This is a genomic window from Fortiea contorta PCC 7126 (assembly GCF_000332295.1).
Taxonomy (GTDB): domain Bacteria; phylum Cyanobacteriota; class Cyanobacteriia; order Cyanobacteriales; family Nostocaceae; genus Fortiea; species Fortiea contorta.
The window spans coordinates 2,460,262-2,473,306 of sequence record NZ_KB235930.1; the positions used below are offsets into that span (position 1 = coordinate 2,460,262).

The 13,045-nt window shown below is 41.6% G+C and carries 12 protein-coding genes; 3 read left to right on the plus strand and 9 right to left on the minus strand.

Translation table 11 applies throughout. The features are described 5' to 3' along the window. Window positions 1–112: 112 nt before the first annotated feature. Window positions 113–1,213 carry a D-alanine--D-alanine ligase family protein gene (locus MIC7126_RS0111305; RefSeq protein WP_017653256.1) on the minus strand — a complete coding sequence of 367 codons (1,101 nt, stop codon included), beginning with the start codon at window positions 1,211–1,213 and terminating at the stop codon, window positions 113–115. 199 nt (window positions 1,214–1,412) lie between these two features. Between MIC7126_RS0111305 and MIC7126_RS0111310 the strand changes: the two genes are divergently transcribed. Next, the gene (locus tag MIC7126_RS0111310; RefSeq protein WP_017653257.1) at window positions 1,413–2,261 is read left to right on the plus strand and encodes a lysophospholipid acyltransferase family protein; all 849 of its coding nucleotides are present in this window, start codon (window positions 1,413–1,415) and stop codon (window positions 2,259–2,261) included. Between the two features lie 241 nt (window positions 2,262–2,502). On the opposite strand, the gene miaB is transcribed toward MIC7126_RS0111310, so the two are convergent. Next, window positions 2,503–3,867 (minus strand): tRNA (N6-isopentenyl adenosine(37)-C2)-methylthiotransferase MiaB, encoded by a 1,365-nt coding sequence (miaB, locus tag MIC7126_RS0111315; protein WP_017653258.1) that lies wholly within the window; start codon window positions 3,865–3,867, stop codon window positions 2,503–2,505. Window positions 3,868–4,410: 543 nt separating this feature from the next. On the opposite strand from miaB, the gene MIC7126_RS0111320 reads away from it, so the two are divergent. After that, a complete protein-coding gene (locus MIC7126_RS0111320; protein ID WP_017653259.1) occupies window positions 4,411–4,974 on the plus strand; it encodes a hypothetical protein in 564 nt (187 codons plus the stop codon). Between the two features lie 166 nt (window positions 4,975–5,140). On the opposite strand, the gene MIC7126_RS0111325 is transcribed toward MIC7126_RS0111320, so the two are convergent. The 5 genes from MIC7126_RS0111325 to MIC7126_RS0111345 all read right to left on the minus strand — a co-directional run bounded on the left by MIC7126_RS0111325 (window position 5,141) and on the right by MIC7126_RS0111345 (window position 9,618). Then, entirely contained in the window at window positions 5,141–5,464 is a 324-nt protein-coding gene (locus tag MIC7126_RS0111325; RefSeq protein ID WP_017653260.1) for a XisI protein, read from the minus strand. Beyond that, entirely contained in the window at window positions 5,434–5,898 is a 465-nt protein-coding gene (locus MIC7126_RS0111330) for a XisH family protein (RefSeq protein ID WP_017653261.1), read from the minus strand. The genes MIC7126_RS0111325 and MIC7126_RS0111330 overlap by 31 nt, the downstream gene beginning before the upstream one ends. Before the next feature lie 71 nt (window positions 5,899–5,969). After that, window positions 5,970–7,370 (minus strand): carotenoid oxygenase family protein, encoded by a 1,401-nt coding sequence (locus tag MIC7126_RS0111335; protein ID WP_017653262.1) that lies wholly within the window; start codon window positions 7,368–7,370, stop codon window positions 5,970–5,972. Window positions 7,371–7,424: 54 nt separating this feature from the next. Then, the gene (gene ygfZ, locus MIC7126_RS0111340) at window positions 7,425–8,405 is read right to left on the minus strand and encodes a CAF17-like 4Fe-4S cluster assembly/insertion protein YgfZ (protein ID WP_017653263.1); all 981 of its coding nucleotides are present in this window, start codon (window positions 8,403–8,405) and stop codon (window positions 7,425–7,427) included. An 82-nt stretch (window positions 8,406–8,487) separates the two neighbouring features. Further along, window positions 8,488–9,618, minus strand: a complete 1,131-nt coding sequence (locus MIC7126_RS0111345) for a response regulator (RefSeq protein ID WP_017653264.1) — start codon at window positions 9,616–9,618, stop codon at window positions 8,488–8,490. Window positions 9,619–10,824: 1,206 nt separating this feature from the next. Here MIC7126_RS0111345 and MIC7126_RS30405 point away from each other — a divergent pair. Further along, window positions 10,825–10,971: a hypothetical protein gene (locus MIC7126_RS30405; RefSeq protein WP_017653265.1), complete on the plus strand. Its 147-nt coding sequence runs from the start codon at window positions 10,825–10,827 to the stop codon at window positions 10,969–10,971. 16 nt (window positions 10,972–10,987) lie between these two features. Here MIC7126_RS30405 and MIC7126_RS0111355 read toward each other — a convergent pair whose 3' ends face one another. Next, window positions 10,988–11,701: a DevA family ABC transporter ATP-binding protein gene (locus MIC7126_RS0111355; protein WP_017653266.1), complete on the minus strand. Its 714-nt coding sequence runs from the start codon at window positions 11,699–11,701 to the stop codon at window positions 10,988–10,990. Window positions 11,702–11,889: 188 nt separating this feature from the next. Continuing rightward, entirely contained in the window at window positions 11,890–13,044 is a 1,155-nt protein-coding gene (gene devC / locus MIC7126_RS0111360) for an ABC transporter permease DevC (protein ID WP_026100185.1), read from the minus strand. Window position 13,045 lies beyond the last annotated feature (1 nt).

Below are 13,045 nucleotides of genomic sequence, written 5' to 3' on the forward strand. Positions count from 1 at the left end.
TTATGTTATTAGCAAGGAACTGAAGTTCCTTGTGGGCTATAGGTTTTACGTTAAGTTGACACCAATGGGGTTGGCGGGGTAATTTCAGACTTCAGACTTGAGACTTCAGACTTCAGCTTTCACCCTTGTATCTTTCTAAAGCTAGTTGAATTAGTCGATCAACTAATTCTGGAAAGGGGATACCGCTGTGTGCCCATAGTTGAGGATACATGCTGGTGGCGGTGAAACCGGGAAAGGTGTTGATTTCGTTGATGAGTACTTCTCCTGTGGCTTCGACATAGAAAAAGTCTACCCTAGCCAAGCCAGCTGCATCGACGGCGGCGAATGCTTGGAGAGCCATGTCTTGAATTTGGTGAGTGATGGCGTCTGGGAGTGGGGCGGGAATTAATAAATCTGCTTTGCCTGCAGTATACTTAGTTTCATAATCGTAAAAATCGCTGTCGTAGGTAATCTCCCCCACTACAGAGGCTTGGGGTTGATCGTTGCCTAAAACGGCGCACTCTACTTCTCTGGCGACTACTCCTGCTTCCACAATGAGGCGACGATCATAAGTAGCGGCGTTATCTAAAGCGGCTTCTAGTTCTTGGCGCGATCGCACTTTGGCAATTCCTACTGAAGAACCGAGGTTAGCGGGCTTGACAAAAGCTGGATAACCTATTACGGCTTCGATTTCGTCACAAAGTTTGGGAAATACGCAAGGATTTGACCACACTTGCGCTCTGGTGATGGCTTGATATTTTACTTGCGGTAATCCGGCTTGGTCAAAGGCCATTTTCATGGCGATTTTATCCATCCCCAAGGCTGAACCCAAAACTCCAGAACCAACGAAGGGGGTTTGCATTAAGGTGAGTAAGCCTTGAATTGTACCATCTTCGCCGTTGGGGCCGTGAAGAATTGGTAGCCACACATCGACTTCGGCGACTTGGGAGGGTGATTGCCAGGGACTGAGAATTTGGTTTTGGGGGTCTGATACTATTTGATTATGGTCTGGGGACGGGGATTCTGGGAGCGCTACACTAGACCCTAGTAAGTGTTGGGGTTCTTCTCCTCCTAGCCAACGACCATCTTTTTGGATGTAAAACGGCAAGATTTCGTATTTGCTAGCATTTGGTTCTGCATTTAGGGCTGTGGCGATCGCTTTTGCGGAACTAATAGAAACTTCATGCTCTCCAGAACGACCACCAAATAACAATCCCACCCGCAATTTACTCATCTTTCATACCTCGACACTCCCCACGCAGATAGCTTATCATAACGTGGCTTTGTTGCTGTATTTTCCCATGTATACACGGCTTTCGGTAAAATAAAAGACATAGGGTGGAGGCTGCCAGACTATCAACCAAGTTGATTACTGTGAAAAGCGTTTGTCCGTACCATACTCAAACCTTCACCATTACTGCTAAAATCTCCGGATGTCAGAAACACGACTACACGAACAGACAAAACTCGGATGGTCTTTGGATCAGCGAGATCCAAGATTCATTGAAGCCGTCATGCCCATATTAGGGTGGTTCTATCACTATTATTTTCGCGTCCAAACCAGCGGTTGGGAAAATATCTCACCTGACGAAAAAGTACTTTTTGTTGGCTCCCATAATGGCGGTCTTGCGGCTCCTGATATGGTGATGATGATGTATGACTGGTTTCGCCGATTTGGTGTGGAGAAACCAGTTTATGGTTTGATGCATCCTGTTGCTTGGGAGGCTTTCCAGCCGGTAGCCCGATTAGCAGCTAAGGCTGGGGCGATTATTGCTCACCCGAAAATGGCTTATGCGGCTTTGCGTTCTGGCGCTAGCGTCCTTGTCTATCCTGGTGGCGCTGAGGATATTTTTCGTCCCCATTCTTTACGCAACCAAATCTATTTTGCTGGTCGCCAAGGCTTTATCAAATTAGCATTGCGGGAAAATGTGCGGATTGTCCCTGTAATTTCCACCGGTGCTCATGATACTTTGTTTGTCTTGACTGATATTTACGATATTGTTGAGCAACTGCACAAGTGGGGGATGCCTTGGTTGTTGGGTATTGATCCGGTGGTTTTTCCTATTTATTTGGGTTTACCTTGGGGATTAGCAATTGGGCCGTTACCGAATATTCCTTTACCTGTTCCGATTCATACGCGGGTTTGTCCACCAATCAAGTTTGAGCGCTATGGACGGGAAGCTGCGAGCGATCGCTATTATGTTAATGAGTGCTACGAATTAGTTCTTAGTCAGATGCAGCACGAGTTAGACGCTTTAGTCAAGCTAACTGGTGCTTCGTAGATTTTATGTGGTAAAAAAACCTGGGAGACGGGAAATTTCCCGTCTCTACACAGCAAAGGTATCATCTATTTCATAAAAGGAAACAAATCGAATTCTTGGCGAATTTCTAAAAGCGATCGCTCTAGTAATAATTCAAACCTTGATTGAGCAACGCCAAACTCTGCGTACCTTTGCGCTTACCTCAGCGTCACTTTGCGTTTAAAAATACTCCCATTTTACGCAGAGCGTTACTAAGTATTCGTTAAACCGATACAGCTTGACGCACCTCCACAGGTTCCCCAGTTAAGCTAAAAGCGCGAACTTCAGTAATTTTCACCTTAACTAACTGTCCTTTCAACTCGTTAATATCACCAGTAAAGAAGGTGAGACGATTACCCCGTGTGCGTCCCATAACTTGGGTTGTATCTTTGGGGTTTTGGTCTTCTACTAGCACTTCTTCGATGCGGTGGGCGTAACGCTGCGATCGCTCGGCAGCTTTGATGTTCACTAAATGGTTTAATCTTTGTAGGCGATCGCTTTTTACGTCTTCACTTAATTGATTGTCCCACAAAGCCGCTGGTGTTCCTGGTCTGGGTGAATAGGCGGCGGTATTGAGCATATCAAAACCAATGTCTGCTGTTAATTTGAGGGTATTCTCAAATTGTGCTTCCGTCTCCCCAGGAAAACCGACGATCGCATCTGCACTAATTGAAGCATCTGGCATGTATCGGCGAATTGTGTCGATAATCCGGCGATATTTTTCGTGTGTATAACCCCGCGCCATCGCTTTCAAAAGTTCGTTGTCTCCAGATTGAAAGGGAATGTGGAAATGCTCGCACACCTTGGGTAACTCTGCACAAGCCTTAATTAATCGCTCCGTAAAATAACGGGGATGACTTGTAGCAAAACGCAATCTTTCTATTCCCGGCACATCATGGACATAGTAGAGTAAATCTGTAAAGGTATGCAGATGTCGCCCTTCTGGTGTCGTTCCTGGTAAATCTCTACCATAAGCGTCAATATTTTGACCAAGGAGGGTAATTTCTTTGTAACCTTGCTCTCCTAATTCCGCTATTTGTGCACGGATGGCTTCTGGTGTCCGGGATTGTTCCACACCGCGTACACCAGGAACGACGCAATAAGTACAGCGTTCATTACAACCATAAATCACATTCACCCAAGCGGTAACTTTGCTGTCACGGCGCGGTTGGGTGATATCTTCCATGATGTGGACTGGTTCTGTGGCGACAATTTGATTACCTTCAAAGACTGAATCTAGTAAATCCTTGAGACGGTTAGCGTGTTGCGGCCCCATCACCAAATCTAATTCTGGCACGCGTCGCAGCAAGCTTTCTCCTTCTTGTTGAGCAACGCAACCAGCAACGACTAAAGTTAAATTAGGCTGATCATGCTTGCGTTTGGCTTGTCTGCCTAAATAAGAATATACTTTTTGCTCGGCATTATCTCGAATTGTGCAAGTATTATAAAGAATCAAATCTGCATGATTAGGATCGGCTGAGAATTCAAAGCCCATGTCTTCTAAAATGCCAGCCATGCGCTCTGAATCGGCTTTATTCATTTGGCAACCAAAAGTAGTGATGTGATAGCGGCGTTTAGAAGTGGTCATGGGCAATTATGCTTAATCGGTGTAATGTATATCAGCTTTATCTCAATTCTAATTTTTGATCGCAATCCGCACACAGAATTTTTCTTTATTAAGCATTCTGCTGAACGACTACGATAATCTGCGGAATTGCTATTTTGTTGTTTTCGTTTTACAAGTTTATACCAATTTCAATAATCTTTGCGACAGATGCATGGTGGGTGAGGGCAAACAACCGTTTGCCCCTACAATCTATTTGTCGCATTCTTTGTTCAAATTAGTATTAGTTTCTAGCAATCCTAATTCTATAGCGACACGTCCAACTAATTCTTGCCAACGCTGGAAAATTTCCCCTTGAGTAATTCCCAGCGCTAATCCTTATATAGACGGAGATTTTTCAAACAACCTCTGAGGGTTTTTGGTATTTTTTTAAATTTTTTGAAGATTTGGGAATAATCTGTTTTGCTGATTTGTTATTGAAAGTAAGGACACAAGAAAGTTTTGTAATTGCTAAGAGTGAAATTTAGTGTTACAAAATTAAAACTAAATTTATGTGAGGTAATAAAAATGTTTACAATTTATAACTTAAAAGCAGTTACTACAGTATCTGTTCTCAGTGCTGCGGTGTTGTCATCTAGCAATCTTCTGGCGCAAACATCGCCAGAAACCGCGACTGCGCTGACAAGTCCCACAGTTTCTGGTAATTGGTCATCGAATAGAAAACAAGAATTCTACTATTCATTTATAGCCAATTCAGGTCAACTGCAGGTAACTCTTGATAATATTAGCAATGCGGGCGGCTGTCAAACTGTATGGATAGATATTTTTGACAGCGAAAAGAGGGATTGGAGAAACGAGAGACAAAGATATGGGAATTTATTTAAATTGGCTTGCGTCACTAGGGGAACACCTAAAATTCAAAATATCACGATCCCTGAACGCCGTCCTTTGTTAATGAAAGTAATGATTGAAAATCATTCTGATCGACTTCTTTCTGGTAATTACACGATTACTTTAGGTGGAATTTTTGAAGTACAGCCTAGACTACAACAAATAGATCCGAAGTTGTTAAGAGAACGGACATTGTTCGAGCGATATCCATTGCCGACACCTGCAGTCACACCGCAATGATACTGCGGTTTGCATTGTTTTTGCAGTCATCAATACTTTGACGCTGGTTTCCAGGTACCGTGGAAGCTAGGAGGTATGACGCTGGGTAATTGGAGTCTGCAGATTGGTTCTTGGTCTAGGCGATCGCTATAATTTTCATTAATCCTCTACTATTAGCGATCGCTTATTATGCTGTCAATTGCACATCTTCACTAGGTATAAAAGCTAAAACAATATTCTCTGCCAAAATACCTCTATATATTAAATCGTCAGTAATTCCAGCTTCCATACCATCATATTCAATCCAGACTTTGCTATCCTGTAATGTGATGTAAATTAAATTACCTCTTATCCGCATTCCTCTATCCCAACCAACTTGCATTAAAGCATAACGATCTTGGTTTTCGTCAAATACAGTATCTAATCTGATATTCCCGTGTGATGGTCGCAACTGCGCGTATTGGGTAATAATTTCTTTAACTATTTGCCGATGGTAAGCGGTGGTATCCATTGTTTTACTTCTGCTCTATTTATATCTACAATAATCAATTTTAGTGGTAAGTCGTTAATTACAAGTTCTCCGATTGGTTCGCTAAAAATTTCATCATAGATACTCACTGTAGTAGCCAAATATATTTCACGTTCAGGATCAACTTTATTAAGTAATAAACGATAAAGAACATACTGACCAATTGCTTTTTCTAAATCACCAATTACTGATTTATTGTTAAAATCTTTGATTTCTATTGCTATTCGACTATTATCTTTTTCTGCGCCAATAAACCGCCCATGAATATTATTAATTTTACTGGCTTTAGTAGCCCCAAGATCTACAAATAAAAACCGTTCTCCATAAGATATGACATAAGGGTCAGCAGTGATATTCCAACCATCCTTAATAATTGCTTGTTTAACAATTTCATGAATTGCATCTCTAGCGGGCACTATTTAATACCTTTTTACTTAGTTAAACTTGGAAATTAAAGAAAATTTTCTGCTAACAAGATGCCAAACTTTTACGCTGGTTTCCAGGTACCGTGGAAGCTAGGAGGTATGACGCTGGGTAATTGGAGTCTGCAGACTGGTTCTTGGTCTAGGCGATCGCTCTCAAATACCCAAACTTCGCTACAATCAGAATTGCCATCATACACGACTGTGATTACCCAATCTCCAACGGAGACGGGTTCTGAAGGATAGCGATTTTCGCCAAAATCTGCTGTGGTGAGGGTATGGGTCTTGTGGTCGAAGCGGGCGATCGCATTTAATATTTCTTGGCTAATATCTGTTCCTGAACGAAATCCCGACATGTATGTGTACCGAGCAGCTTTGCCAATATCTGTCTGAGGTACACTGGGAAATTCACAATGTTGCTCTAATAATTGCTCGATGGCTATTACTCTTGCGGTTTGGGGATTGAGATTTATTCGTGAAAATTGACTTTTAGCGATAGTATGAGTTTTACCTGTGGCTACTTCTTTGAGATACTGATTAGTGCTAAAATCTTCATACCGAGCTAGATCAATAATCGCTGCACCGCTATTATCCACATAACCATTAGCAAAGTGCCACTGAAACCAAGGCTCTGTTTCTCCACGACTAACTAGAGACAGGTTTTCACGATCAATTACCCAAATTTGAGTGCCTATGTGCGGTTGCCATTGTAGCGCATCACTGTAGCTGTTCATCCCCAAAAGAATCGGTAGCAGATTCAACCGCACTGGAGGAATGAAGAAGATTAAATACTGTCCTGCTAAAACAAAGTCGTGTATCAGCGGTACTCCGTCTATTTGATATGTTGCTTTCTGGATAATTTCGCCAGTGGTGTTGCTTTTATAGATATTTAATGTTGCATTTAACCCAGGACTGACACCAAAGTTGAAAATTTCCCCTGTATGTGCATCTTGCTTGTAGTGTGCAGAATAGTTGCATCCTGGAGTTAATCCACCTAAATCATCTTCGCCCCAAGTTTCTAAGGTTTGCAAATCTAAAGCGTGGGGTTTACCGCCTTCCCATAGTGCTAAAAGTTTATCAGGAAGTGCCAAAACTGAGGTATTGGCGGCGTTCTTGACTGGTTTGAGCCATTGATTCCAGATGATTCCTGGTGCAGTCATGCCATAGTTACCGTACAGCAACTTATCTGCGGCTGCTTCTGCTTTGTAGCCTACAGTTTGCACGTAGCGATATAATCCTGTAGCTCCTGCGTCGGTGAAATTAACTGCGAGAATTGCTCCATCTCCATCAAACCAGTGTCCCATCCGCATTCCACCTCGTTCTAGCCGTCCTGGGCCATTGCGGTAGAGGGTACCTCGTAAAGCTGGAGGGATTTGTCCGGTGAGGATTGGTAACTCAGTAGGAGGAAATTCTGTAGCTGGTTGAGTAAATGCTTTTGACCAAGCTTTGTTGGTGGAAACTGTCATTTTTTTATTTATTATTGGTTATTTGTCCAGAGTGATTCTCCCCATCACCCTATGTTACGGATATTCATGGGAAACAAACGGAATCTCAACAATTTGGGCTGCTGTTTCTCCTACTTGTACTTTTAAGCCGACACCACCAGCTTTGGTGCGGATGTAACCTAAGCCAAAGTAACCGTCAGTGGTGGGTGTGTAACTGGTGAGTTTGCCGATTTTTTCGTCTCCCAAGGTAATCACTGTCCCCACTTCCGCAGGAGCACTGAGTTTAATTCCCCACAGGTGTTGTTTGACACCTTTATATGTGTTGAGACGGGCGATGGTTTCTTGACCGATATAGCAACCTTTGTTGAAGGAAATACTTTGCCATAAGCCGACTTCCAAAGGATTATAATCGTCAGTCAATTCGGCTTCGGGAGCGGGACGCCCTTGTAAGATTCGCAACATTTCCCAGGTGCGATCGCTCAACTCTACAGCACCCAATGCTAAAATTTGGTTCCACAACTGTTGTTTGTCACCAACTGGAAAAATGAGGGTGTATCCAGGGGACGCCAAGCCACTACCCACGGCTACGCGCAGTTTATCAACTAAAATGTGATTACCATCAGGCTGACCGATAATTGTTCCGGCTCCCAAATGTGCGATTATGGCGTCGCTTCCTGGGCCGATTAAGCTGAAAGTGGCGGTTTGGGCGGTGATATCGGTTAATTGTACTTTATCGGCAAAAAAGATATAACGATCCAGCCATTGTAAGAGAAATTCTCGGCGATTGGATGAAGTCAACAGCAACACCGCGTCATCTAGAACGTAAGCAGTTACTAAATCAATGGTGCGAGCGGTGGATGTCACCATCACGGTATCACAACCTTGTCCGGGCTGGAGACTTTGAAAATCGTTAGTGCTTTGATTGTGGAGAAAACGCAGGCGATCGCTATCACCAACACTGATTCGCCCCCAATGAGAGCGATCGTATACAGCAACCCCTACACTTGTAGCTTGTATGGCGGCTACGTCTTTAGCGTCAATTGTGGATGTTGACATGGCGATCAAGAGTTACCTGATTTCAAAGTTCTCCCATGAGAAATCTTAGCAAATCAAGGTTTACAGGTTCAATACCTCTCAATCACACGATATGCTGAAAGATAACTTTTAATAAATCCCCTTGGTTAAAAGGCTTGCTCAGATAGCCCGAAGCTCTCACCATTTTCGCTTTCGCTCTATCGATCAATCCTGTTTTTCCTGTGACTATAATTATTGGCGTGTTTTTAAAATTAGAATGCTTACGTAATAAAGAACATAATTCATAACCGTCTAAATTTGGCATCGCCACATCTAATAAAATTAAGTCTGGCTTGGTGCGGAGAATGGCCATTAAAGCTTTTAAAGAATCAGTAACCCCAATCACGGAAAATATTTGTTCGTCTAAAAAACTTTTAATTGTGCTCAATACAACTGGACTGTCATCAATACAGAAAATTGTATAAGGTTTTTTATTAGTAGATTGTGGAGGAACTACTTGTAAATGTGAGTCGGGAGGGTTGCTGAAGTTCGTAATTTTGTGAGCATATTGAGTGGCTCGATTATTAGTTCGTGGTGGCGCTGGAGCATTTTTGATTGCTGATGGGGGTGGTGTTTGGCGCGAAAATTGCGAGCTTCTTCCTTGAGAAACAGGCGTCTGATTTTTTTGTGGAGATGGCGCGGTTGATGAAACAGGCTCTTTGGCGCTGGTGTGTGCCAATTTTTGACATTGTTCTACTAGTAAGCGGAGATTTAAACGACAAAATTTAGGTAAGTCATCTAAAAAGCTTTCGGGAATAAATTCGTAAGTCCCTTCTTCTATTTTGAGAAACGACTTGAGGACTTCTAGTGATAATTGCTCTATTAATATTGCTGCTTGAGCAGGGCTAATATATTTTTGGTTAACTAACCAACAAATAGCCAGATAATCTGGATTCGGTATGGCTTGATGATCGATCCCTGTTTCAAATATTGCCCGCAACTGCTCATGAATTCCTCTAGGAAGTGTAGAAACTTGTTGACTTAGCTGTTGTAGATGTCTGTAAATCGGCTCAAACATTTGTTCTGAATAACAGGCATAAATCAATCTACCTTCTTCGATGTATAGTGACCAAGAACCAGACGCACTAAAGACTTGTAAGCACCCTGTTACAGATTTATTAGTTATTCTTTTCAATAAAGATAGAGGTTGTAGCTTTTGAAAAAATCTATATCTACTAATAGGAAGTGTCTTCATTGGGACGGCTCTGAGATAAAATCAATATTTGAAATTGAAATTGCTGGAAAACCATTCCGAATATTACAAGGATTGAATCGGCGGTACTTTCAGGTCAACTTAGCGGCTCACTTTTGAGTGAATACGGCGGTTTTCCACTCCCGACTCCTTGCCAAACTGTAGTGTAACTAACTACAACTAGCACTTAGTTTAATAGCCATGCTATTGCCAAATAGCGAAATGGCACAACTTGTTGCTAGGAAACAGTATTCCAAAAATCAGATTTACTTTCTGTATCTTTCGCTAATCTAGCTCATCTCACAGTAGCGCAACTGTTGTACCTGCACCATCTCCTCTAGCCCCTCATAGCGCTTCTTCGATCAAGTTTTTTGCTGGTTACTGAAGTGTAAAAGAACATGCTTTGTCAGATTATTTACATTTAAATTGCAAATTTTCTGCTTTTTTAAAGCTAAAGCCATGGTCAAGAGTATCCATTGCAACCAAATCTCTCTCAAAATTCAAGACCTCACCCAAGTTTAAGATTGTAGAGCTTTTGTTGACAAAGTTTGGGCAAAATTATGACTTATACGGTTCGTAATGGTAGAGTACCACTATCAGCAAGTTAGTTGATGTTTTATAGAGCGGTGGTCTGTGGTGAGATGAAATGTAGTCAGTAATTTATGAATCAAACAAGCTGTTGCGGTGCTGACTACGTACCTCTGAAAGTAAGCTGGGCAGATTGTTAGCTCTGGATTAAGCAATCTCTTCATAAGTGCTGGAAATAGGCTCTAACGTTGTGTGGCGATAAATAGTCACCCTGCACAATTGTGAGTGCTAAATTCAAGGGCTGATGCGGAAACTCCTAATTTGTATTCTTACCAAAAAAATAGGTAATTTTAACTTGAAGGGTAGATGGTAAGTTGGTTACTTACTAAAGTTTAGATTACTCTACGTTAGTAAAATAAGTTAATAAAAATTTGTAAATTTATGATAAATAAATATTGAATAATACATTTTATGTTGTTAATTGTCCTGACCTATTAAAAGTGTGCGGTGGCTGTTACCAAAATTATGATAGAGGTAGGTTGGGGAGCCACTCATGTGCGTATTTTCCCCCCGTTAAATGAAGTTGCGTTTGAGGCTTTGCGTAGGCGCGGAGCGGTGAGCCAACCTACGCCTAATGCAACTTCATATTTCATACTTCACACTTCATACTTTAGCCTTTAGTTGACTTATTTAGAACTAGACCAAGAGCGAGCACAAGCGCAAGCGCAAGCGGAACAGGAACGTCAACGAGCTGAACAAGCTCAATCAGAATTACAAGCTCTTCGCGCTTTGCTGCTAGAAAAAGGAATTAATCCAGAACAGTTGTGAGGGGTGAGTTTTGGGCTTAGGAATCGTAACTGCTGACTACGCTTTGGGAGTCGCGGGCTAAAAGACCATCTTCCATTTCGACGATGCGGTCTGCTATGTCTAAGATGCGGTTATCGTGAGTTACCAATAGGATTGAGGTTCCTTGTCCTTTGGCTAATTCTTGCATGATTTCTACAACATCGCGCCCTGATTGTTTATCTAGAGCGGCTGTTGGTTCGTCTGCTAGCACGAGGGGGGGACGATTGACTAGGGCGCGGGCGATCGCTATTCTTTGTTTTTGTCCACCAGAAAGATTATCTGGGTAGTAATTTATCCGTTCTTGTAAGCCTACTGCGCCCAGCATTGCGGTTGATTGGGCGATCGCTTCATTTTGGGCGATCGCTTCGTTTAACTCTACGGCCATTTGCACATTTTGCCTAGCAGTTAAAAACCCCAGCAAGTTGTGGGCTTGAAAAATATAACCAATCTTACGTCTGATATGTACTAGTTGGTTTTGACTCGCACCAGATAGTTCTGTACCTAAAAATTTCAAACTACCTTCTTGAACAGACCTCAACCCACCAATTAAGCTCAGTAATGTGGTTTTTCCTGAGCCTGAAGGCCCAGTCATAATCACAATTTCTCCAGGATAAATATCTAGATTGATATTAAATAATATCTGTCTTTTGAGTACACCTTTTCCGTAGTAGTGGTTGAGATTTTTAATAGAAATTACGGGTTCTTGTTTCATAATTAAGTGAGGAACTTTAAGTTATCAGTGCAAAAATGTGACTGGGGTAACTTATTGCAGCAAGTGGTTGGGCAGAAAGAAAACATCTAAGTTTAAATTAATTATGCCCAATTGCTGATATTTGCTTATTTCTAAATACTAACTAATAGTTTATGTTTAATTCCAGGTTAAATATTGTTCAAATTTTACTAAAATATGTCTGCTGGGTCAGCAGAGCGTAATTTGCGTACGGCGATCGCGCCAGAAATAAAACACATCAAAATAGTTAAAATCATTACCATAAAGGCACGCTCAAAACTCATAAAAACTGGTAAAAGGGTAGCGTCTCTAGCCATTTGATATAAAATTAAGGCAGAAGTAAATCCGGGAATATATCCCACAACTGCCAATAATAAAGCTTCTTGTAAAATCACGGCTAACAAATAGCCTTGTGTATATCCTATGGCTTTTAATGTGGCATATTCGGCTAAGTGGTCAGCAACTTCTGTATAAAGTATTTGATAAACAATCACGGTGCCAACAATAAAACCCATGATTGTTCCCAAGGTGAAAATAAAACCGATCGCTGTGCTACTTGCCCAATAATTACGCTCAAAATCAATAAATTCTTGCTTAGTTAAAACGTTGATTTCTTTTGGTAAATAATTTCTCAAATCTTGAGTGACAGCAGTCAAGTTTGCTCCTGGTTTTAATTTTATCAAACCAATATCAATCAAGCCGCGCTGGCGATTACTGAAGATGCGAAAAAAATTCACATCACTAGTAATTAAATTACCATCGGCTCCAAATGATGCCCCTAAGGTGAATAATCCTGCGACTTTAATTCGCCTTCTCCGCACTTCGGCTGTGATAGTTTTACCTTGACTGAAATCAGCAGCAATTGGGCCGTATTCTACTCTAGAGGAACGGTCAAATAAAACCACATCAGGCAGTTTCAATTTATCAATGTTTTCTTGAACTCCTGGTAAATTAAATAAATTTTTTTCTGGGTTAATCCCAAAAATGAGAATACTACGGGGACGACCAGTAACAGGGTTTTTCCAAGCTGTGTAGTCTAAATATATAGGATGTACTGATTCTACTGCTGGTAAATCTAAGGCTTTATATAAGCGCCGTTGAGAAAAACTTTTCATCGACAGCACAGCGTTAGATTGACTGTTAATTAAAACGATGTCGCCCTGCAAACTCGAATGTATGCGGACGTTGCTATAATACAGAGCATCTCGAAATCCGAGTTGCATAAACATCAAAATATCGGCAAAGCCAATTCCGGCTAGAGCTACGGCTAAACGAGTTTTTTCTCGTGTTAGTTGTAGCCACGATAAAGGGATTTTGCTCATTATT

Excerpts from the sequence above, each read along its gene's own strand:
- MIC7126_RS0111305 (WP_017653256.1), bottom strand. The coding sequence starts at position 1,213 with ATGAGTAAATTGCGGGTGGGATTGTTATTTGGTGGTCGTTCTGGAGAG.
- MIC7126_RS0111310 (WP_017653257.1), top strand. The coding sequence starts at position 1,413 with ATGTCAGAAACACGACTACACGAACAGACAAAACTCGGATGGTCTTTG.
- miaB (WP_017653258.1), bottom strand. The coding sequence starts at position 3,867 with ATGACCACTTCTAAACGCCGCTATCACATCACTACTTTTGGTTGCCAA.
- MIC7126_RS0111320 (WP_017653259.1), top strand. The coding sequence starts at position 4,411 with ATGTTTACAATTTATAACTTAAAAGCAGTTACTACAGTATCTGTTCTC.
- MIC7126_RS0111325 (WP_017653260.1), bottom strand. The coding sequence starts at position 5,464 with ATGGATACCACCGCTTACCATCGGCAAATAGTTAAAGAAATTATTACC.
- MIC7126_RS0111335 (WP_017653262.1), bottom strand. The coding sequence starts at position 7,370 with ATGACAGTTTCCACCAACAAAGCTTGGTCAAAAGCATTTACTCAACCA.
- ygfZ (WP_017653263.1), bottom strand. The coding sequence starts at position 8,405 with ATGTCAACATCCACAATTGACGCTAAAGACGTAGCCGCCATACAAGCT.
- MIC7126_RS0111345 (WP_017653264.1), bottom strand. The coding sequence starts at position 9,618 with ATGAAGACACTTCCTATTAGTAGATATAGATTTTTTCAAAAGCTACAA.
- MIC7126_RS0111355 (WP_017653266.1), bottom strand. The coding sequence starts at position 11,701 with ATGAAACAAGAACCCGTAATTTCTATTAAAAATCTCAACCACTACTAC.